This window comes from Patescibacteria group bacterium, from assembly GCA_034660655.1.
In the GTDB taxonomy this organism is placed as follows: Bacteria; Patescibacteriota; Patescibacteriia; order JAACEG01; family JAACEG01; genus JAACEG01.
Map to the genome: position 1 here is coordinate 1 of JAYEJU010000042.1, position 19,888 is coordinate 19,888.

Below are 19,888 nucleotides of genomic sequence, written 5' to 3' on the forward strand. Positions count from 1 at the left end.
TGGCTTGTGAATATATTGATGAAGCGGAAATAAAAAATATTGGCTGGCAAGGATATTGTTTGCAATATGACAGATATCCCGGCGACCCTAAACAATGTTTGCTTTGGTGGCCGGTTGATCTTTTATTGGGAGAAGACGCGAATATTAAGCATGGATATAATGAGAGATATCCGTTATATTATACCACAGAAGGCCAAATTGAAACGCGAAATGTTATTGGTAATAAATCATGGTTATTTGTTGACGAATTTGAATCCTTAGTAGATATTGAACTTTCTTTAGATGATATAGGTCTTGGTAATATAAATAAAGAATTTTTTAAATTAGAAAATATTAATTGGATTATAAGTCGTTGCAACCCTCATTCAGGAGATCCTATGTATAGGTTTCAAGAACATGGCGGAGTATGGGATATGAATCCTTCTCTTGATTGTAGAACAGCTGAAGGGCATCTTATCTTCTGGAATGAGCCTAACCCTGTAATATCTGCTTGCGGGATGAGTATAGAAGAAATCAGGAATACTGTAAGCAATTGTCCTCTTGGCGGAGATTGTATGGTTATGTTTTGGATATTGGATGATTATGGCAGATTAGATAGATATCGATATATTATTTGGGATAATGGGGGAGATCATCTGGAGCCATCATGTAGTACAGAGATTAATGCGGATATTTATTATGCTGATAAAATAGCTCAAGTAGTCACACCTATTGGACAGAATAAATATTGGTCAGGAAGAGTTTATGAAGGGTCAAATTATATTACTATTTATCCACGAGTAGACATGGAACATATAATTTATAATGATGATTATCTTCCTTTTGGCTCCATAGTCCCTCCTGACCCAGATTATGAACCATCTCTTTGGGATAGTAAAGATGAAACAGGGATACAGCGATTATACAAAGAAGTTCCTGAAGAAGACTTGTCTTCTCCTTATCAGCCGAGAGCGGGACAATTGCATAATACAGACTCTATTAAACGTTTATTCGCGCAAAGTTATGGAATATGGGAATGGAACGGAAATAATTATGAATCCGTTGAAGGATTTGATTGGACGCCTCCTGAAAATATCTGCTTTGGAGATCCTCCTCAAAGACCAATATATAATCCAATAACTAAGACTTGCGGAGGAGGCGATTGTTCGGCTGGATGCGGAAATAATCCAACAGGCGTGACTTGCGATTGGTGCGGTGTTCCGCCAGAAATAACTAATATAAATCTTAACGGTATGACAGGCGGAGATTATAAAATCGGCAATAGCGAAACAATTAATTTAAGATTTAATACCATAATTGATAGTAATCAGCTTCCTTTGGCAATGTATGCGGTTGATTGGGGCGATGGTACTGATGATAAGCCGAATTTAATTTTAAGTAGCGGGGTTGGAACAACAAGCAAACCAAACCCTGAAAATCAGCATTCATTTTATCATTTGTATGGATATTGGGATATGTTAAATAATAATTTCGGAAGCAATAGTATTGGTTGCGGTGCGGCAGGCGAAGGTATTGATGTAGATAATGATGGAGTAACAGATGTTTTGTGTGATAATTTTTCTTCTTGTTGCGCCACTAAAATAAAAATTAAAGTAAAAGATAATTGGGGTTGGTGCAATAGTGGAACAACTAGAAATGATTGTGAAAGTTGGGAGGAATATAATGGATATATTATTGTTAATCAATTTGGAACATAATGAATGTTTTGAAGGAGAAACTGGATATTATGAGAATTGGACTTGGGCATGCGCTCAACATCCTGACTATTATTGGTATCAAGACGATCAAATAAATTGTGATGTTTTAGGTCAAATTTGTCAAAATGGCAGTTGTGTTTGCGCTGATGAATGTTCTGTTGGAGAAATTGGTTGTAGTATGGGCGGTGATGGCTGATTGGCGTTGTTAGGCAGCAATTAAGATGGATCGTTTGGCGGTTTTTCATTTATGTATAAGCTGGAGTGAGACAGTTCTAATATTTACTTGGACGAAGTTGCCGTTATTATTTAATAGTAATAATATTAAGGATTATTGGATAATCACCGACGCTAATGCGTATCGTTTTAATAATTTTTTTATTTTTATTGTATGCGCAAACAATCAAATTAAGGTTGTTTTGATAAATGTTTTGCTAAACAAATTAGTTGGATTATATTAACGGCGCTGAATAAAGATATGGTTTTTTGGATTTAAGGATTTAGAATTTGTTAAAGTTAAAAAAATAAAAAGCGTTTGGTTTTAACCAAGCGCTTTTTTAAAAATATAAATTTTTTTTAAAAATTGGAATTGGTCGGGGCGACTGGACTCGAACCAGCGGCCTCATGGTCCCAAACCACGCGCGCTACCAACTGCGCCACGCCCCGATAAAATTTAAGATTTATAATTTAAGATTTACGAGTTGAAATAGTTTTACATATTGAAACCATAATAGCGACTATTTGATTAATCTTTTGGAGATAGGTGCGATAGCAGAGTTTTTAGTCCAGCGTCTATCCCACACAGTTTTTGTGCCGAGGGAGAGAATTGAACTCTCGACACAAGGATTTTCAGTCCTTTGCTCTACCACTGAGCTACCTCGGCTATTATAGATCTTAGTCTATTAGTACGCCGTACAAGATTCGAACTTGTGACCTTCTCCTTAAAAGGGAGCTGCTCTACCAGCTGAGCTAACGGCGCTTAAAAATTATATTTACACAAAATAAAACTTATTGGTCATATAAATTGCCAATAGACTTGTTGTGTAATTAGTTTCGTGACGAAATTTTCAGATTTTGAGGCAAATTTTTCAAACAATTTTTTTAGCCTATCCTTAGATAAGGTAAAAAAATTTGAGGAAAATTTGACCGAAATATGGAAATTGTAGTAGAAATTAATTACGCAACAAGTCTAATGATAACTAAATAATATCAAATTCAAATATAATGTCAAGGAATCTTATTTAAAAAATATAGCTTAAAATAAAATATTAGAGTGTTTTACAAAAATAAAAATAAATTGTATAATAAATTATATTGTGTTAAATATGTTTATATTTTAACAGTTTATTTTTTTTGTTTTAAATAAATATGAATAATTGTTATTTAAAGAAAAATCTTTCGCAAGGTTTTGTTTCTCTTTACACAGGAAAAATGATCGCGCATATAGCTTATAGTGTCGGCTCTTTATTTTTGCCGATTTTTTTATATCAGATTTTTAATTTTGAAATAAGATATGTTTTGTATTATTATTTGGCATGCAGTTTATTATATGCTTTTTTAGTCGCTTTTGGCGCAAAATTTTTAAATGAAGTCGGTTTTAGAGATTCTTTGCGCGCTAGTGTTTTGTTAGGTGCTATATTTTATTTGTCTTTTTATTTTATTAATGAAAGCAATGTAAAATATTTAATTTGGTTTCCTGTAGTAGTTATTGTTTTATATCGCCTTGCTTATTGGCTTCCATATCATGTTGATTTTGCCAAATTTACTGACAAAAAAAACAGAGGAAAAGAATTTAGTATTTTGCAATCAACAAGATTATTAATAGGAGTTGTTTCACCGTTGTTAATCGGTTTTATAGTTGACGCTGTTGAGCTTAAAATAATGTTTATATTGGGAGCAATTATTTATCTTGTTTCAGGAATTCCTTATTTAACAATTCCAAGGACAAGAGAAAAATTTTCTTGGGGATATTTTCAGACTTGGAAAAAGTTTTTTAGCAAAAAATATAGAAAAATAGTTTTCGCTTATATGGCTGATGGCGCTGAACAAATAGTTGGAGTCGTAATCTGGCCGATTTTTATTTGGGAATTATTAAGCGGTGATTTGTTTAAAGTCGGATTGATTTCTTCTTTGATTGTCGCGGTTAGTATTATTTTACAATTAACAGTCGGCAGATATACTGACAAGATAAATAAGAATAAAATTTTGCGTGTTGGAAGTATACTTTATTCTTTAGGCTGGATTATAAAAATTTTTATTGCGACAGCATTTCAAATTTTTATTACTTCAACTTATCATAACTTGGCAAGAATTTTCATAAGAACGCCTTTTGATGTTTTAACTTATGAAAAAGCGGCTGACTCAGGGCATTATGTTGACGAGTTCACTGTTATTCATGAAATAGCAATGAATGTTGGAAAAGTTTTAATGCTGATTTTAGTTTTAGTTGTTTCTTCATTTTTCGGTATTCAATGGACTTTTATTTTAGCCGCTTTAGCAGCTTTATTTTTTAATTTTTTGTAACTCACTTGCAATTCAGTTGACTATTTTTTTAAGTTGTGTTTTACTTAATATTAAGGTAATAAAATTATCTTACTTTTTTTATTTTTCAAAAAATTTTTTAAAAGCTAAAAAGCTAAGAAAGTCTTGCCTGCCGGCAGGCAGGTAAAAGCTAATTATAATATGCCTACAATAAATCAATTAATTAGAAAAGGCAGAAAAAGGATTATTAAAAAATCTAATACTCCTGCTTTACGAACTACTCTTAATTCATTGAAGCGAAAATTAAGAGAATTGCCAAAAGGAAGCCCCTTCAAACGCGGTGTTTGTTTAAAAGTTACAACAGTTACTCCTAAAAAACCAAATTCAGCTTTAAGAAAAATTGCTAGAGTGCGACTTTCTAATGGAATGGAAGTCACGGCTTATATACCAGGCGTTGGACATAATTTGCAGGAGCATTCAATTGTTATGATTCGCGGTGGAAGAGTGAGCGATTTGCCAGGCGTGCGTTATCATATAGTAAGGGGAGTTTATGACACTCAAGGCGTTGAGGGCAGAAAACAGAGCAGAAGTTTATATGGAGCAAAAAAAGAAAAAACTAAAAAATAGATTTATCATTTTTTTGTCATTCCGACCGAGCTGAAGGCGAGTGGAGGAATCTTTAAATTAAAAGATCCTTCGACTCCGTTTCACTACGCTCAGGATGACAGATTGAAATTATGAGAGGAAAACAAGCAGTAAAAAGAAAAATAAAACCAGACGCGAAATTTAATAATCTTAATGTCGCAAAGTTTATAAATTATTTAATGGAAAGAGGCAAAAAAACAATTGCCCAAGAAATTATTTATGATGCTTTTGACATTATAGAAAAAAAAGTTCAAAAAGATCCTTTAGCTGTTTTTGAGCGCGCTATTAAAAATGTGACTCCTGTTCTTGAAGTAAAAGGGAGACGAGTTGGAGGAGCTAATTATCAAGTTCCAATAATGGTTAAAGGAACCAGAAAATTTCAATTAGCAAGTCGTTGGATTATTACGGCCGCAAAATCGCGAAAGGGAAGGCCAATGAAAGAAAAATTAGCTTTTGAATTAATGGACGCGGCAAAAGAAGAAGGTTTAGCTATTAAGAAAAAACAGGATGTTCAAAGAATGGCGGAATCAAATCGCGCGTTTGCTCATTTTGCAAGATACTAAAACTAATTTTCAATTATCAATTTTCAATTTTCAATTATTAAATTTAAAAAATTATATATAAAATATAGCCCTAAAAGCTAACGAAGCTAAAAAGCTAAAAGCTAAATTATGAGAGAATATTCATTAGAAAAAACAAGAAATATCGGGATTATCGCCCATATTGATGCTGGTAAGACAACTGTTACCGAGCGTATTTTGTATTACACTGGGAAAAAGCATAAAATTGGAGAAGTCCATAATGGAGAAGCCGAAATGGATTGGATGGAGCAGGAGCAGGAAAGAGGAATTACAATTACATCAGCCGCTACAACTTGTTTTTGGAAAGATCACAATATTAATATTATTGATACTCCTGGGCATATTGATTTTACGGCGGAAGTTCAGCGCTCTTTGCGTGTGCTTGACGGAGGCGTTGTTATTTTTGACGGAGTCGCCGGAGTGGAGCCTCAATCAGAAACAGTTTGGAGGCAAGCTGACAAATTTAAAGTTCCGCGAATAGCTTTTGTTAACAAACTTGACAGAACGGGAGCTGATTTTTTTTATGATTTAAAAACAATTTATGAAAGGCTTACAAAAGACGCGCATCCAATTCAACTTCCTATTGGCGCGGAAGCTGATTTTAAGGGGATTATTGATTTAATTGAAGAAAAAGCAATTATATATAAAGATGATATGGGGACTGATTTTGAAGAAACTGAAATTCCAAAAGATATGGCAGATAAGTCTGAAGAATATCGTAAAAAATTAATAGAAGCTGTTGTTGAAAATGATGAAGAATTAATGAATAAATATTTAGAAGGCAAAGAAATTTCAAATAATGAATTAAAAAAGACATTAAGGAAAGCTGTTATTGATAATAAAATTATTCCTGTCTTGTGCGGAAGCGCTTTGAAAAATAAGGGAGTTCAATTTTTATTAGACGCTGTTATTGAATATTTGCCGTCTCCGCTTGAAGTTCCGGCTGTTGAAGGCAAAGACCTATTTAACGAAGAAAAAATTATAAAAATAGATACTTCTGATTCAGCGCCTTTTACGGCGTTAGCTTTTAAGATTGCCATTGATCCTTTTGTTGGAAAACTTTGTTTTTTTAGAGTTTACGGTGGCACATTAAAATCAGGATCTTATGTATTAAATGTTAATACAAACACAAAAGAAAGAATTGGCAGAATTGTAAAACTTCATGCTAACCATCGTGAAGAAGTTAGTGAAGTTTATGCCGGAGAAATCGCCGCGGCAGTTGGATTAAAAAAAACTTTTACGGGCCATTCATTAACTGACGTTGATTATCCTGTAATTTTAGAAACAATTACATTTCCAGAGCCTGTTATTTCAGTCGCTATTGAGCCAAAAACAAAAGTTGATCAGGAAAAAATGGGGATAGCTTTGCAAAAGCTGGCAGAAGAAGATCCGACTTTTAGAATAAGAACAGATGAGGACACTGCGCAAACTATAATTTCTGGAATGGGAGAACTTCATCTTGATATTATTATAGACAGAATGAAACGCGAATTTAAAGTAGAGGCAAATATTGGGCAGCCTCAAGTCGCGTATAAAGAAACAATAAAATCAGAAGCAAAAGCGCAAGGAAAATATATTCATCAATCAGGCGGCCGCGGACAATATGGAGATTGCTGGTTAAAATTAGAGCCTTTGCAAAAAGATAAAGACGACAAAGATAAAAAAGAATTTGAATTTGTTAATGAAATAAAAGGCGCCTCTATTCCAAATGAATATATCCCAGCGATTGAAAAAGGAGTTAAAGGAGCTATGTCTAACGGAGTTGTTGCAGGTTATCCAATGCTTAACATAAAAGTAACGGTTTATGACGGATCATATCATGAAGTTGATTCATCAGAGGTTGCTTTTAAAATAGCTGCTAACCGCGGTTTTCAAGAAGCGGCAAAAAACGCTGATCCGATTATTTTAGAGCCGATTATGTCAGTTGAGGTTGTTACGCCTGAAAATTTTATGGGAGATGTCATCGGAGATTTAAATTCCAAGAGAGGACAGATCGGTCAAATGGAAGATAGAGGCCATGGAGTTGCGCAAGCAAAGGTTATCACGGCAAAAGTTCCTTTAGCTGAAATGTTTGGATACGCAACGCAATTACGTTCAATGACGCAGGGCAGAGCTTCGTATTCTATGGAATTTTTAGAATATAGTGAAGCTCCAAAAAATATTACAGAGAAAATTGTGGAAGGCAAGCAGAAATAAATAAAATTATTCTTGACATTTTTAATAAGTGTGATAATATATAAAAAATTATAAATTTAATTTAAACTAAGTGACTGGATAAAACCTTTTGATTTTTTTGTTTTCAAAAGGGTTGCTTATTAAGGAGAATAAAAAAATGGCAGAAAAATTTGAAAGAACAAAGCCCCATGTTAACATTGGGACTATTGGTCATGTTGATCATGGGAAAACTACTTTAACGGCAGCAATGCTGAAAGTTTTTAACGCGAAAGGAATGCAAGCGTCTGATAAAAGTGTGGATCAGATTGACGCTGCTCCTGAAGAAAAAGAGCGTGGAATTACTATTGCTACGGCTCATGTTGAGTATGAATCAGAAAGTAGGCATTACGCCCATGTTGATTGCCCAGGTCATGCTGATTATGTAAAAAATATGATTACTGGCGCCGCGCAGATGGATGGAGCTATTTTAGTTGTCGCGGCTACTGATGGACCAATGCCTCAAACAAGAGAGCATATTCTTTTGGCGCGCCAAGTTGGCGTTCCTTATATTGTAGTGTTTTTGAATAAAGTTGATCAAGTTGAGGAACCAGAACTAATAGATTTGGTTGAACAAGAAGTAAGAGATTTGCTTAATAAATATGATTTTCCCGGCGACGACACTCCTATAATCAGGGGATCAGCTTTAAAAGCGTTAGAAAATCCAAATGACGAAGAAGCAGTAAAACCGATTTTAGATTTGTTAAAAGCTGTTGATGAGCATATTCCAGAGCCAAAAAGAGATGTTGACAAACCATTTTTAATGCCTATTGAAGATATTTTTTCAATTGAAGGGCGTGGAACAGTTGTTACTGGAAGAATTGAAAGGGGGATTGTAAAGGTCAATGAAGAAATTGAAATTATTGGACTTGGAGAAACAAGAAAAACAGTCGTAACAGGCGTTGAAATGTTTAATAAATCTTTAGATGAAGGTAGAGCTGGCGATAATGCTGGAATTTTATTAAGAGGAACTAAAAAAGACGAAGTTGAAAGAGGTCAAGTTTTGACAAAACCAGGGACTGTTACTCCTCACACAGAATTTGAAGGTGAAGTTTATGTGTTAAGTAAAGAAGAGGGCGGAAGACATAAACCATTTTTTAAAGGATATAAGCCTCAATTTTATATTAGAACAACAGATGTAACAGGAGAGGTGACTTTACCTGAAGGAACAGAAATGGTAATGCCCGGCGATACTGTAAAATTCATTGTAAAATTGATTAGCCCCATTGCTTTGGAAGAACAGCAAAAGTTTGCTATTCGTGAAGGCGGAAAAACTGTTGGAGCTGGAGTTGTTACTAAAATTATAAAATAAGTTAAGATATATTTAGCCCCGTCTTTTTGGCGGGGCTAATTTGTAAATTATTAAATTTATTAAAAATACATGACAACGAAGAAAATTCCCATAAAAGATACTGATAAAAAAGAAGAAAATTCAACTCAAAGAATTCGCGTTAAAATTAAAGCTTTTGACAGTAAAATAATTGATCAATCAACTAGAACAATTATTGAGACCGCTGAAAGATCAGGCGCAAAAGCCAAGGGTCCAATTCCTTTGCCAACTGAAATCAAAAAACATACTGTTTTAAGATCAACATTTGTGCATAAAGACTCTCGGGACCAGTATGAAATGCGGATACATAAAAGATTAGTTGATATAGTTGATCTTACGCCTAAAACAGTTGAGGATTTAACAACTTTAAATTTGCCGTCAGGAGTGAATATTGAAATAAAAATGTAATTGATCATTATATATCAATTAGACTTATTGTATAATTAATTTATACTACAATTTTCATATTTTGGTCAAATTTTTCTCAAATTTTTTTTACCTTATCTAAGGATAGGCTAAAAAAATTGTTTGAAAAATTTGCCTGAAAATCTGTCCCGAAATTTATTCGGGACGTTACGAAACTAATTATACAATAAGTCTAATATATAAATTTTTGTTCTAAAGAACTTTTGCGAATTTTATTCGTGAAAAAGTATTAGAAAGATTATTTATATAAGAGGGGAAAAATTGCAACAAAAAATAAAGCAAAAATTATTTATCAAACAGATTATTAGCTTTATTTTTGGCTAGTTTTTTTATTTATATAATACGAATTAGCGAATTTATGCGAATTCCGCGAATAAAATAATGCGAATTATATTATTCGCATAAAAATTGTTAGTAGCATTTGCATAAATTTGCGGATTCGTATTATATTAATATTCGCAGAATTCGCATAAATTTGCGGATTCGCATTATGTTTTTATGAAATTTATTTTAGGGAAAAAACAAGAAATGTCGCAGATTTATAAGGACGACAAAGTAATTCCGATTACAAATATTAAAATCGGTCCTTGTAATGTTGTCCAAATAAAAACTGCTGAAAAAGACGGATATAATGCTGTTCAGATTGGGTATGGATTTAAAAAAGGAATGACAAAGCCTGAAAAAGGCCATTTGAAAAAAGTTTTAAATTTCGCAAAATCAGCTTCGCAAGATATTTTAAAATTCAGATATTTAAAAGAATTTAGAATTGATAAAACAGAATTTAAGCAGGGTGACTTATTAGACATTAACAGTTTTGTTGTAGGAGATAAAGTTAAAGCTACTGGAATTTCAAAAGGAAAAGGATTTCAAGGAGTTGTGAAACGACATGGATTTAAATGTCAGCCAACAACTCATGGAACAAAAGATCAGGTTAGAATGCCAGGGTCAATTGGAGCCACAGGTCCTGCTCATGTTTTTAAAGGAACAAAAATGGGCGGACAAATGGGGAATAGCAATATAACGGTTGCTAATTTAGAAATCATTGAAATTGATAAAGATAATAATTTAATTAAAGTTAAAGGCGCTGTGCCAGGACATAGAAATAGTTTAATAGCTATTAAATCAGACGGCGAAATGAAAGTAGTTGAAAGCGAAAAAAATATTTAATTTTTTTATATATGTCAGAAATTAAGGTAAAATTTTACAATCAGGAAGCAAAAGAAATAGGCGAGCAGAAATTAAGTTCCGCTGTTTTTGGTGTTAAAATAAAACCAGAGTTGGTTCATCAAGCAGTTGTGGCGCAACAGGCAAATTCTAGACAAGTTTTAGCACACGCGAAAGGAAGAAGCGAAGTAAGGGGCGGGGGCAGAAAACCATGGAAGCAAAAAGGAACAGGGCGCGCGCGAGCTGGCTCTTCAAGATCTCCGATTTGGATTGGCGGAGGAGTAACATTCGGTCCCACGAATCAGAGAAATTTTTCTTTAAAAATAAATAAGAAAATAAAAAAAAGCGTTTTGTTAATGTGTCTTTCAGACAAGGTAAAAGATGATAAATTAATTTTGTTAGACAAAATTGAATTGGATGAAATTAAAACAAAAAAAATAAATAATATTTTAAAAAAGTTTGAAAGCAAATTTGCAAAAAAAATTGAAAGTAAAAAAGAAAAAGATAATCCGCCAGCTGGCGGAAAAAAGATTAAAAAAGAAAATTTTAGCGCTTTGTTAGCTTTAGGAGATAAATCTGAAAAAATAGTAAAATCAGCGAAAAATTTGCGAAAGATTGGGACAGTAAGAAATAATAGTTTAAATATAGTTGATATTTTAAAATATAAATATTTAATAACAACAGTTGATTCTATTAAGGAAATGGAGAAAAAATATTTAAGCAAAAAATAGTATGAGTTTTTTAGATAAAATTAAAAAAACAATAAAAAAAGAAGATAAAAAAGATGTTAAAAAAGAATCCGCCAACTGGCGGAAAAAAAAGACAGAAAAAAAGAAAGACGTGAAAAAAACAGAACAGAAAAAAATTGTTCCGCTTCGCCAGCCAGCGTATGGCGGAAAAGAAGTGAAAGTAAAAGAAGCAAAAAAGAAAAAAACAGATGGGATCGCTTATAGAATTTTAGTAAAACCATTGATTACTGAAAAAGTTACTGATTTAGCTGTTTTTAACCAATACGCTTTTGCCGTGTCAATTAACGCGAATAAAATAGATATAAAAAAAGCAATTCAAGAAGTGTATGGTGTAATGCCAATCGCAGTGAATGTTATAAATATGAGAGGGAAAAAAGTAAGATCAGGGAAAGTTTCAGGCAGGACAAAAAGATGGAAAAAAGCGATTATAACTTTAAAAAAGGGAGAAAAAATAGAAGTTTACAAAGGCGTTTAGTCTATTGAGATAATTGAGATTATTGAGATATTTAAGATTTTTGGGATAATAATTTAAATTTAAATCCCAACTATCCTAACTGTCCCAATAATCTCAAAAATTTTATTATAAATAATATGGGTATTAAAAAATACAAACCAATAACTCCGGGAAGGCGCAAATCATCAGTGCAGGATTTTTCTGATATTACAAAAAAAGATCCGGAAAAGTCTTTGGTTATTATTAAAAAAAGAAAAGGTGGCAGAAATAATCAAGGGAAAATAACTGTTCGCCATCGCGGAGGCGGAGCAAAAAGATATATTAGAATTATAGATTTTAAACAGAATAGATTTGACGATCCAGCAACTGTGAGCGCTATTGAATATGATCCAAATAGAGGCGCTAGAATCGCTTTAATAAAATATGAAGATGGCGAGAAAAAGTATATAATCGCTCCAATAGGAATGAAAGTTGGCAATAAAATTGTTTCTTCCAAAAAAGCAGAAACTGAAATAAAATCAGGAAATAGAACATTGTTGAAAAATATTCCTTCTGGATTAAGCGTTTATAACATAGAACTTGTCCCTGGAAAAGGCGGACAAATTGCTAGGGGCGCTGGAACTGTTGTTAAATTAATGGCTGTTGAGGGAAAATATGCCCAGCTTAAAATGCCGTCAGGAGAAATAAGACTGGTTCTAAAAGATTGTATGGCAACAATTGGGCAAGCAAGCAATCCAGATTATCGTTTAATAAGATGGGGAAAAGCTGGCAGAATTAGGCATAAAGGGATTAGGCCGACTGTAAGAGGAAAAGCAATGAATCCAGTCGACCATCCGCATGGAGGCGGGGAAGGAAATCAGCCAATCGGATTAAAGCATCCAAAGACTCCATGGGGGAAGCCAGCATTGGGCGTTAGAACAAGAAATAAGAAAAAAAGTTCAAATAGATTAATTATTAAAAGAAGAAAAATAAAAAGAAAATAATAAATAATAAGATTTTTAAGATAGTTAGAATTATTAAGATTATTAGGATAATAAATTAAAATCCTAAACATCTTAAATATTCTAATAATCCTGATAATCTTATAAAAAATTATGTCTAGGAGTTTAAAAAAAGGCCCGTATATTAATGAAAGATTGTTGAAGAAAATAAAAGATTTAAAGCAGGGCGACAAAACAATAATAAAAACATGGGATAGGTCTTGCGTTATTACGCCGGATATGATAGGGTTTACTATTGGAATTCATAATGGAAAGACTCATATTCCTGTATTTATTAGTGAGAATATGGTCGGGCATAAGCTTGGAGAATTTTCAGCCACAAGAAAATTTGTTTCTCATGGCGGAAAAATGGCTAAAACTCAAGCAAAAGGAGCAAAATAATTATTAATAATCCGAATGCCGCGAATTATAATGCGAATTCCGCGAATATAATATAATATTATTCGCGACATTCGCATATAATTCGCTGATTCGCATTATACTTTATGGAAATGAAAGCAAGAGCAAAACACATAAAAATGAGCCCGAAGAAAATTCGGTTAGTTGTTGATGTTATTAGAAAAATGGATGTTAATAACGCTTCAGCACAATTGAAGTTTATAAATAAATTAGCAACAAAACCAGTTGAGAAATTATTAAATTCAGCTGTTGCTAACGCGAAACATAATTTTGGATTAGAAAAAGATAATTTATATATAAAAGAAATAAGAGTTGATGAAGGTGCGGTTTTAAAAAGATGGCGTCCAAGAGCGTTTGGAAGAGCAGGGGCAATTAGAAAGAGAAGTTCTCATATATCCTTGATTTTAGACGAGAAGGAAGAAACAAAGAAAAAAGAGATTAAAAAAGCAAAAATATCAGCTCCTGAAACAGTAAAAGAATCTCCAAAAAATGAAATTAAAAAAGAAAGTACTCTTCGCCATCCGCCGGCTGGCGGAGCTGATGGTGGGAAAAAAGATGGAATAGAAACAAAAAAGCCAACTGAGGAAGAAATTGCAAAAGAAATTTTTGATGAGCGAGAAAAAGGAAAACATCGTCATAAAGAACATCAAGATAAATTAAGAAAAAAAAGCAAGCATGGGATTGTTAAGAGAATGTTTAGAAGAAAAGCGGGATAAATAAAATAGTTTCATTAGTTTTTAGAATATAATTTAAAATCTAATGAAGCTAGCAAAGCTAAAAGTTAAAAATATGGGACAAAAAGTTAATCCAAAATCATTTAGACTGCATAGTATTTATAGCTGGGATTCAAGCTGGTTTTCTGAAAAGAATTTTAGCAAATTTTTGCGTGAAGATGTTTTGATTAAAGAATATATTAAAAAGAAATTGAAAGATATGGGGGTAGCTAAAATCAGCATTAAAAGATCAGGTAATTCTTTTGAGTTGGACATTTATTCATCAAAGCCAGGAATGATTATCGGGCGTGGCGGAGCTGGCATTGAAAATTTACGTAAAGAAATAATCAAAAAATTTTTTAAAAATAGCCAAGGCAAAAATAGAACAGTTATAGATTTAAATATAAAAGAGGTAAAAAATCCTAATCTTTCAGCTGAATTAGTGGCTCAGTCAATAGTTGTTGATTTAGAAAAAAGAATACTTTTTAGAAGAGCGATGAAACAAGCGATTGAAAGAGTAAAAAAAGCAGGAGTTAAAGGAGTAAAAGTAAGATTGTCTGGACGGCTTAACGGAGTTGAAATCGCGAGAACAGAACATCTGTCTCATGGTAATCTGCCATTACATACTTTACGCGCTGATATTGATTATGCCCTTAGAATAGCTAGCACTACTTATGGAGCAATTGGAGTTAAAGTATGGATTTATAAAGGAGAAATTTTTAAAAGTAAAAATTAAAATTTAAAATGAAAAATTTTTCACAAAATAATTACAAAAAATTTTACTTTTTAACTTTTATTTTTTAATTTGAAATATGTTAGCACCAAAAAAGACAAAATATAGAAAGTCGCAAAAAGGAAGAAGAAGAGAGCGAGATATCGCAACATCCGGAACAGATGTTTCTTTTGGGGCTTATGGCTTAAAAGCTCAGACTTCTCATTGGGTGGATTCCAGGCAGATTGAATCAGCAAGAAGAGCAATAACCCATTTTTTAAAAAGAAAAGGGAAAATGTGGATAAGAATTTTTCCAGATAAGCCAGTAACGGCAAAAGGAGCTGAAATGCCCATGGGAAAAGGAAAAGGAGCTGTTGACCGTTATGTTGCTATGGTTAGAAGCGGAATGATTTTGTTTGAAATTGCTGGAGTTTCAGAAGAAGAAGCGAAAAGAGCAATGAAATTAGCGGAATATAAATTGCCAGTTAAATGTAAATTTGTTAACAAATAATTATATGGACATAAAAGAAATAAAAAAAATGCCAAAAAAAGAATTAAAAAGAAAGTTAAATGAAAAACGCGATAAACTTCGCGAATTTAGATTTAATGTTGAGAGCAGGCATCTTAAAAATGTAAGAGCTATAAGGGAATCAAAAAAAGATATAGCAAAAATATTGACTATTTTAAATCAAAATGATAAATTATCTAAATAACAAATTGATATATGGCAGATAATAAGACAATTAAAAGAATTTTTAACGGCGTTGTAATGTCAGACAAAATGGAAAAAACAATAGTTGTAAAAGTTGACAGAACAAAAATTCATCCAAAATATAAGAAAAGATATGTAGTAAGTAAGAGATATAAAGTTCATGACGCTAAAAACAGGTTTAAAGAGGGGGATAAAGTAGCGTTTGTTGAATGCCGTCCGTTAAGTAAAGATAAAAGATGGAGAGTAATTTATAAATAAAAGGATTATTAAGATTATTAGGAATTTTAAGATTTTTATGATAATTAATCAATCTATACCCCAATAATTCTAAAAATTCTAATCATCTTAAACATTTCAAATAAATATATGGTTCAACATAGATCAATGTTAAAAGTTGCTGATAATTCTGGAGCGAAAAGAGTCCAGTGTATTGGTTTGTTTGGCGGGACAGGAATTAGGTACGGAAGAATCGGAAGTATTATAAAAATTGCTGTTAAAGAAGCTCAACCGCATAGCGGAGTTAAAAAGGGCGAAGTTTTAGACGCGGTTGTTGTGCGGACAAGAAAAGAAACAAGAAGAAAAGACGGCACTTATGTTCGTTTTGATGAAAATGCTGTTGTTGTCATTGATAAAAAGAATAAAGAGCCAAAAGGAACTCGTATTTTCGGGCCTGTTGCAAGAGAATTAAGGGATTTGGGATTTACTAAAATCATTTCTTTAGCTCCGGAAGTTTTATAAAACGATAAATTAAAATATGAAAATTAAAAAAGGAGACAAAGTAAAAGTAATAGCAGGAAAAGATCGCGGAAAAAGCGGGAAAGTTTTAAAAGTGGCTGAAAAATTAAAAAAAGTTTCTGTTGAAGGATTAAATTTAAGAATTAAGCATATGCGTCCAAAAAAGCAGGGCGAGAAAGGGCAAAGAATTCAGTTTCCAGCTCCTATGGATATTTCAAATATAATGTTGATTTGTCCAAAATGTTCAAAACTAACAAGAACAAAATATAAAAAATTAGAAGATAAAAGCAAGGTAAGAATTTGCAAAAAATGCAAAGAAATAATTTAAATTAAGTTTCATTGCGATGAGAAACGACGAAGCAATTCCGAGAATTGACGATAATATTTACGAGATTGCTTCCCCGCCACTGCGGGTCGCAAAGACAGATAAAAATATGAATTTAAAAGATAAATATAATAAAAAAATAATTTCAGAATTAAAAAAGAAGTTCAATTATAAAAATGATTTGGAATGTCCAAGGATAGTAAAAGCGACTGTTAATGTTGGCTTAGGCTCTGGATTAAAAGACACAAAATATATTGAATTAGCAAAAAAGAATTTAATGGCGATTACTGGGCAGATGCCTTTAAAAAATAAGGCAAAAAAATCAATTTCTGGATTTAAAATCAGAGAAGGGATGATAGTCGGGATGTCAGTTACTATTCGCGGTAATAGAATGTATGATTTTGTAAGCAGATTAGTGGATGTCGCGTTACCTCGTGTTAGGGATTTTCGCGGGATTTCTCCAAAGAGTGTCGATAAAAATGGCAATTTGACAATAGGAATTAAAGAATATATTATTTTTCCAGAGATTGAGATGGAAGGCGTTGAAAGACTGCATGGTTTGGAAATATCAATTTCCACGACAGCTAAAACTTACGAACAAGGATTGAAATTGTTTAAATTGTTAGGTTTTCCTTTTAAAAAGAAAAATTAATTATAAGATAAAAGCTAATACATTATTTATGGCAAGAAAAGCTCAAATAGTAAAATCAAATAAAAAACCAAAATTTTCCACTAGAAAAGTTAATCGTTGTTGGCGTTGCGGGAGAAATAGCGGATATATGAGAAAATTTGAACTATGTAGAATATGTTTTAGGGAATTGGCAAAAGACGGAGAAATTGTTGGAATTAAAAAATCAAGCTGGTAATATTAATTATTAAAATATTTTAAATTTCATAAGCTGAAAGCTAACGAAGTTATACTAAAAACTAACGAAGCTAAAAGCTATATAAATATATGACAGATCCAATATCAGATATGTTAACAAGGATAAGGAATTCTTTAGCAGTTAAAAAAACTAAAGTTATTATTCCAATGTCCAAAATAAAATTAGAGATAGCAAAAATTTTAGAAAATGGCAAATGGATTGAGAAATTTTCTAAAGTTGATAACAATATAGTTATAACTCTTAAATATGAAAATGGAGAGCCAGCTATTAGTTGTTTGAAACGAATTAGCAAACCAGGCTGTAGGATTTATTCTAAGTATAAAGATTTACCGATAGTCTTGGATGGTTTAGGATTTTCTATTATTTCTACGCCTAAAGGATTGATGACAAATAAAGAATCTCACAGACAAAAGATGGGCGGAGAAGTAGTTTGTGAAATATATTAACAATATGGGATTATTATGATTTTTGGGATATTTGAGACTTTTGTGATAATATTTTAAAATTGAATCCCAAACATCTCAAATATCTCAATTATCTCAAATATCTCAATAAAAAATATGTCTAGAATAGGAAAACAACCAATTAAAATATTAGAAGGCGTTGAAATAAAAATTAGCAACGATAATATTGTTAGCGCCAAAAATCAAAAAGGTGAGTTAAAAGTTCAAATTCATTCTGATGTTAAAGTTGAAAAAAAAGATGATGAAATTATTGTTAGTATTCAAGATTTGGAAAACAACAAGCAAAAAGCTTTATGGGGACTTTCAAGAACTCTTATTTTTAATATGATTGAGGGATTAACAAAATGTTTTGAGAAAAAATTAGAAGTTAATGGAGTTGGTTATCGCGTTGCATTGGCTGGCAACAAGTTGGTTTTAAATGTTGGTTATTCTCATCCAGCTGAATTTGAAGTGCCAGAAGGAATAAATATCACAGTTAAAGGAAATCTAATAACAATTAACGGGATTGACAAGCAACTAGTCGGAGAGGTGTCAGCTAGAATTAGAAAAATAAGAAAACCAGAACCTTATAAAGGAAAAGGCATCAAATATATTGATGAAACAATTAGGAGAAAAGCTGGTAAAGCGGCTAAAACAACGGCTTAATATAAAAAATATGAAAAATTTAAATAAAATTAAACAACAAGCAAGAAAAAGAAGGCATAAAAGAATTCGTTCTATAATAAAAGGGACAAAAGAGCTTCCGCGTTTTTCTGTTTTTAGAAGCAACAAATGTGTTTTTTTGCAATTAATAGATGATACAAAAAATATAACTTTAGTAAGTGTTAATGAAAATGAGATCAAGAGCAAAAAAGAAGACAAAACGCAAAAAGCTTTTAAAGCAGGCGAGTTATTTGCCGTAAAAGCGCTTAAATTAAAAATTAAAAAAGTTTTGTTTGACAGAGGCGGTTATAAATATCATGGCAGAGTTAAGGCTGTTGCTGAAGGAGCTAAAAAAGGAGGATTAAAATTTTAAATAATTATATGATTAAAAGAAGAAAAACAAATTTTAAAAAAGAAGAACAAGAATTTGAGCAGAAAATTGTTGATTTGGCAAGAGTGACAAGAGTTATGGCAGGCGGAAAACGTTTAAGATTTAGAGCGACTGTTGTTGTTGGCGATAAAAAATCAAGAATAGGAGTTGGTGTTGGAAAAGGCGTTGACGTTAGTTTGGCAATTTCCAAAGCTGTTGTTGTGGCAAAGAAAAAAATGATCAACACTCCAATTTTTGACAATACTATTCCTTGCGAAGTAAAAGAAAAATATGGGGCCGCGATAATTTTTTTAAAACCGGCTAAACAGGGGACAGGTATTATCGCTGGCGGAGCCGTTAGAACAGTATTGGAATTAAGCGGATTGCAAAATGTTGTTGGCAAGATTTATGGTTCAAAAAATAAGATTAACAATGTTCGCGCGACGATTAACGCTTTAAAAAGAATTGAAAAAATGGTCGCGAAAAAACAAGCGTTATTTGATAAAAAAACCAGTAAATCAGAAGATCTAAAAAAAGATAATAAAATAGCAAAAGATATTGTTAAGCCAATATCAGATAAAAAATAATATATGAGCTTAAGTTTGCATAATTTAAAACCAAATAAAAAATCAGTAAAAAAGAAAAAGCGAGTTGGTCGTGGAAATTCTTCTGGAACAGGAACTTATAGCGGGAGAGGCATAAAAGGGCAGAGATCTCGTTCTGGTGGAAAAAATAAATTAAAAAGACTTGGTATGAGGCAGGTTATTTTTGCTACTCCTAAAAAGAAAGGATTTAAAAGCGGGCGACCTAAAAATCAAATAGTTAATTTTATTGATATTAACAAGCATTTTAAAGATGGCAGTGAAATTAGCCCTAAAGCATTGTTAAAAGTAAGATTAATTGATACAATAAAAGTGCCTGTTAAAATTTTAGGAAAAGGAAAGTTAGAAATTAAAAATTTAAAATTTGTTGGCGTAAAAATGAGTGCAAGCGTAAAAGAAAAAATAAAAGGTGAAAGTAAAAAAGTTAAGAAAATATAATATTCCCCCTTTGGAAAAGGGGGTTGGGGGATTTTACAATTCAAAATAATTCGCATTATATTTATTCGTGGCATTTGCATAAATTCGCGGATTCGCATTTTCCTATAATTCGGAGCATTCGGATACAATTCGTAAATTCGGATTATATTATTT

27 protein-coding genes and 3 tRNA genes are annotated in these 19,888 nt (G+C 32.2%); 27 read left to right on the forward strand and 3 right to left on the reverse strand.

All coding sequences use genetic code 11. The features are described 5' to 3' along the window. Both U9O55_03015 and U9O55_03020 read left to right on the forward strand, forming a co-directional pair. The coding region (locus U9O55_03015) for a hypothetical protein (GenBank protein MEA2088783.1) at positions 1–1,697 on the forward strand (1,697 nt) is incomplete at its 5' end. Next, entirely contained in the window at positions 1,687–1,893 is a 207-nt protein-coding gene (locus U9O55_03020; protein MEA2088784.1) for a hypothetical protein, read from the forward strand. The genes U9O55_03015 and U9O55_03020, both read left to right, overlap by 11 nt. A 391-nt stretch (positions 1,894–2,284) precedes the next feature. Here U9O55_03020 and U9O55_03025 read toward each other — a convergent pair. The 3 genes from U9O55_03025 to U9O55_03035 all read right to left on the reverse strand — a co-directional run bounded on the left by U9O55_03025 (position 2,285) and on the right by U9O55_03035 (position 2,673). Further along, a tRNA-Pro gene (locus U9O55_03025) sits at positions 2,285–2,360 on the reverse strand. A gap of 145 nt (positions 2,361–2,505) precedes the next feature. Then, positions 2,506–2,577: transfer RNA gene (locus tag U9O55_03030), tRNA-Phe, on the reverse strand. 23 nt (positions 2,578–2,600) lie between these two features. Further along, positions 2,601–2,673, reverse strand: a tRNA-Lys gene (locus U9O55_03035). Between the two features lie 389 nt (positions 2,674–3,062). Between U9O55_03035 and U9O55_03040 the strand changes: the two genes are divergently transcribed. From U9O55_03040 to rplO, 25 genes are all read left to right on the forward strand, one after another. Beyond that, a complete protein-coding gene (locus tag U9O55_03040; protein MEA2088785.1) occupies positions 3,063–4,217 on the forward strand; it encodes an MFS transporter in 1,155 nt (384 codons plus the stop codon). Between the two features lie 159 nt (positions 4,218–4,376). Next, complete coding sequence (rpsL, locus tag U9O55_03045) at positions 4,377–4,802, forward strand: 30S ribosomal protein S12 (protein MEA2088786.1); 426 nt, start codon at positions 4,377–4,379, stop codon at positions 4,800–4,802. Between the two features lie 110 nt (positions 4,803–4,912). Then, entirely contained in the window at positions 4,913–5,383 is a 471-nt protein-coding gene (rpsG, locus tag U9O55_03050) for a 30S ribosomal protein S7 (GenBank protein MEA2088787.1), read from the forward strand. 105 nt (positions 5,384–5,488) lie between these two features. Then, positions 5,489–7,597 (forward strand): elongation factor G, encoded by a 2,109-nt coding sequence (gene fusA / locus U9O55_03055; GenBank protein MEA2088788.1) that lies wholly within the window; start codon positions 5,489–5,491, stop codon positions 7,595–7,597. Positions 7,598–7,733: 136 nt separating this feature from the next. Then, complete coding sequence (gene tuf / locus U9O55_03060) at positions 7,734–8,924, forward strand: elongation factor Tu (GenBank protein ID MEA2088789.1); 1,191 nt, start codon at positions 7,734–7,736, stop codon at positions 8,922–8,924. 69 nt (positions 8,925–8,993) lie between these two features. After that, positions 8,994–9,350, forward strand: coding sequence for a 30S ribosomal protein S10 (gene rpsJ / locus U9O55_03065; GenBank protein MEA2088790.1), 357 nt, complete (start codon positions 8,994–8,996; stop codon positions 9,348–9,350). Between the two features lie 516 nt (positions 9,351–9,866). Beyond that, the gene (rplC, locus tag U9O55_03070) at positions 9,867–10,535 is read left to right on the forward strand and encodes a 50S ribosomal protein L3 (GenBank protein MEA2088791.1); all 669 of its coding nucleotides are present in this window, start codon (positions 9,867–9,869) and stop codon (positions 10,533–10,535) included. Between the two features lie 11 nt (positions 10,536–10,546). Further along, entirely contained in the window at positions 10,547–11,263 is a 717-nt protein-coding gene (rplD, locus tag U9O55_03075; GenBank protein MEA2088792.1) for a 50S ribosomal protein L4, read from the forward strand. A gap of 1 nt (position 11,264) precedes the next feature. After that, positions 11,265–11,756 carry a 50S ribosomal protein L23 gene (rplW, locus tag U9O55_03080; GenBank protein MEA2088793.1) on the forward strand — a complete coding sequence of 164 codons (492 nt, stop codon included), beginning with the start codon at positions 11,265–11,267 and terminating at the stop codon, positions 11,754–11,756. A 116-nt stretch (positions 11,757–11,872) separates the two neighbouring features. Further along, positions 11,873–12,718 carry a 50S ribosomal protein L2 gene (rplB, locus tag U9O55_03085; GenBank protein MEA2088794.1) on the forward strand — a complete coding sequence of 282 codons (846 nt, stop codon included), beginning with the start codon at positions 11,873–11,875 and terminating at the stop codon, positions 12,716–12,718. Between the two features lie 111 nt (positions 12,719–12,829). Then, positions 12,830–13,117, forward strand: coding sequence for a 30S ribosomal protein S19 (rpsS, locus tag U9O55_03090; protein ID MEA2088795.1), 288 nt, complete (start codon positions 12,830–12,832; stop codon positions 13,115–13,117). A gap of 104 nt (positions 13,118–13,221) precedes the next feature. Beyond that, on the forward strand, positions 13,222–13,851 hold the full coding sequence (rplV, locus tag U9O55_03095) for a 50S ribosomal protein L22 (protein ID MEA2088796.1): 630 nt from the start codon (positions 13,222–13,224) through the stop codon (positions 13,849–13,851). 73 nt (positions 13,852–13,924) lie between these two features. Then, positions 13,925–14,584: a 30S ribosomal protein S3 gene (rpsC, locus tag U9O55_03100; protein MEA2088797.1), complete on the forward strand. Its 660-nt coding sequence runs from the start codon at positions 13,925–13,927 to the stop codon at positions 14,582–14,584. Positions 14,585–14,660: 76 nt separating this feature from the next. Next, complete coding sequence (rplP, locus tag U9O55_03105) at positions 14,661–15,071, forward strand: 50S ribosomal protein L16 (protein ID MEA2088798.1); 411 nt, start codon at positions 14,661–14,663, stop codon at positions 15,069–15,071. A 4-nt stretch (positions 15,072–15,075) separates the two neighbouring features. Next, entirely contained in the window at positions 15,076–15,273 is a 198-nt protein-coding gene (gene rpmC, locus U9O55_03110) for a 50S ribosomal protein L29 (GenBank protein ID MEA2088799.1), read from the forward strand. Positions 15,274–15,284: 11 nt separating this feature from the next. Further along, complete coding sequence (gene rpsQ, locus U9O55_03115) at positions 15,285–15,530, forward strand: 30S ribosomal protein S17 (protein MEA2088800.1); 246 nt, start codon at positions 15,285–15,287, stop codon at positions 15,528–15,530. Positions 15,531–15,638: 108 nt separating this feature from the next. Beyond that, positions 15,639–16,010 (forward strand): 50S ribosomal protein L14, encoded by a 372-nt coding sequence (rplN, locus tag U9O55_03120; GenBank protein ID MEA2088801.1) that lies wholly within the window; start codon positions 15,639–15,641, stop codon positions 16,008–16,010. Between the two features lie 16 nt (positions 16,011–16,026). Next, positions 16,027–16,335, forward strand: coding sequence for a 50S ribosomal protein L24 (rplX, locus tag U9O55_03125; protein MEA2088802.1), 309 nt, complete (start codon positions 16,027–16,029; stop codon positions 16,333–16,335). 106 nt (positions 16,336–16,441) lie between these two features. Continuing rightward, positions 16,442–16,984, forward strand: coding sequence for a 50S ribosomal protein L5 (rplE, locus tag U9O55_03130; protein ID MEA2088803.1), 543 nt, complete (start codon positions 16,442–16,444; stop codon positions 16,982–16,984). Between the two features lie 28 nt (positions 16,985–17,012). Beyond that, positions 17,013–17,198, forward strand: coding sequence for a type Z 30S ribosomal protein S14 (locus U9O55_03135; GenBank protein MEA2088804.1), 186 nt, complete (start codon positions 17,013–17,015; stop codon positions 17,196–17,198). Between the two features lie 89 nt (positions 17,199–17,287). Beyond that, positions 17,288–17,665: a 30S ribosomal protein S8 gene (rpsH, locus tag U9O55_03140; protein ID MEA2088805.1), complete on the forward strand. Its 378-nt coding sequence runs from the start codon at positions 17,288–17,290 to the stop codon at positions 17,663–17,665. Between the two features lie 114 nt (positions 17,666–17,779). Continuing rightward, positions 17,780–18,328 carry a 50S ribosomal protein L6 gene (rplF, locus tag U9O55_03145; protein MEA2088806.1) on the forward strand — a complete coding sequence of 183 codons (549 nt, stop codon included), beginning with the start codon at positions 17,780–17,782 and terminating at the stop codon, positions 18,326–18,328. 10 nt (positions 18,329–18,338) lie between these two features. After that, positions 18,339–18,698, forward strand: coding sequence for a 50S ribosomal protein L18 (gene rplR, locus U9O55_03150; GenBank protein MEA2088807.1), 360 nt, complete (start codon positions 18,339–18,341; stop codon positions 18,696–18,698). 8 nt (positions 18,699–18,706) lie between these two features. After that, complete coding sequence (gene rpsE, locus U9O55_03155; protein MEA2088808.1) at positions 18,707–19,282, forward strand: 30S ribosomal protein S5; 576 nt, start codon at positions 18,707–18,709, stop codon at positions 19,280–19,282. Positions 19,283–19,285: 3 nt separating this feature from the next. Continuing rightward, entirely contained in the window at positions 19,286–19,735 is a 450-nt protein-coding gene (gene rplO / locus U9O55_03160) for a 50S ribosomal protein L15 (protein MEA2088809.1), read from the forward strand. Positions 19,736–19,888: the final 153 nt, after the last annotated feature.

Coding starts and splice junctions, on each gene's coding strand:
- rplE (MEA2088803.1), top strand. CDS start 16,442: ATGAATTTAAAAGATAAATATAATAAAAAAATAATTTCAGAATTAAAA.
- rplC (MEA2088791.1), top strand. CDS start 9,867: ATGAAATTTATTTTAGGGAAAAAACAAGAAATGTCGCAGATTTATAAG.
- U9O55_03135 (MEA2088804.1), top strand. CDS start 17,013: ATGGCAAGAAAAGCTCAAATAGTAAAATCAAATAAAAAACCAAAATTT.
- rplW (MEA2088793.1), top strand. CDS start 11,265: ATGAGTTTTTTAGATAAAATTAAAAAAACAATAAAAAAAGAAGATAAA.
- rplB (MEA2088794.1), top strand. CDS start 11,873: ATGGGTATTAAAAAATACAAACCAATAACTCCGGGAAGGCGCAAATCA.
- rpsQ (MEA2088800.1), top strand. CDS start 15,285: ATGGCAGATAATAAGACAATTAAAAGAATTTTTAACGGCGTTGTAATG.
- rplF (MEA2088806.1), top strand. CDS start 17,780: ATGTCTAGAATAGGAAAACAACCAATTAAAATATTAGAAGGCGTTGAA.
- rplX (MEA2088802.1), top strand. CDS start 16,027: ATGAAAATTAAAAAAGGAGACAAAGTAAAAGTAATAGCAGGAAAAGAT.
- rpmC (MEA2088799.1), top strand. CDS start 15,076: ATGGACATAAAAGAAATAAAAAAAATGCCAAAAAAAGAATTAAAAAGA.
- rplV (MEA2088796.1), top strand. CDS start 13,222: ATGGAAATGAAAGCAAGAGCAAAACACATAAAAATGAGCCCGAAGAAA.
- rpsL (MEA2088786.1), top strand. CDS start 4,377: ATGCCTACAATAAATCAATTAATTAGAAAAGGCAGAAAAAGGATTATT.
- rpsH (MEA2088805.1), top strand. CDS start 17,288: ATGACAGATCCAATATCAGATATGTTAACAAGGATAAGGAATTCTTTA.
- rplN (MEA2088801.1), top strand. CDS start 15,639: ATGGTTCAACATAGATCAATGTTAAAAGTTGCTGATAATTCTGGAGCG.
- tuf (MEA2088789.1), top strand. CDS start 7,734: ATGGCAGAAAAATTTGAAAGAACAAAGCCCCATGTTAACATTGGGACT.
- rpsC (MEA2088797.1), top strand. CDS start 13,925: ATGGGACAAAAAGTTAATCCAAAATCATTTAGACTGCATAGTATTTAT.
- rplO (MEA2088809.1), top strand. CDS start 19,286: ATGAGCTTAAGTTTGCATAATTTAAAACCAAATAAAAAATCAGTAAAA.
- rpsG (MEA2088787.1), top strand. CDS start 4,913: ATGAGAGGAAAACAAGCAGTAAAAAGAAAAATAAAACCAGACGCGAAA.
- rplP (MEA2088798.1), top strand. CDS start 14,661: ATGTTAGCACCAAAAAAGACAAAATATAGAAAGTCGCAAAAAGGAAGA.
- rpsE (MEA2088808.1), top strand. CDS start 18,707: ATGATTAAAAGAAGAAAAACAAATTTTAAAAAAGAAGAACAAGAATTT.
- rplD (MEA2088792.1), top strand. CDS start 10,547: ATGTCAGAAATTAAGGTAAAATTTTACAATCAGGAAGCAAAAGAAATA.
- rplR (MEA2088807.1), top strand. CDS start 18,339: ATGAAAAATTTAAATAAAATTAAACAACAAGCAAGAAAAAGAAGGCAT.
- rpsS (MEA2088795.1), top strand. CDS start 12,830: ATGTCTAGGAGTTTAAAAAAAGGCCCGTATATTAATGAAAGATTGTTG.
- rpsJ (MEA2088790.1), top strand. CDS start 8,994: ATGACAACGAAGAAAATTCCCATAAAAGATACTGATAAAAAAGAAGAA.
- U9O55_03040 (MEA2088785.1), top strand. CDS start 3,063: ATGAATAATTGTTATTTAAAGAAAAATCTTTCGCAAGGTTTTGTTTCT.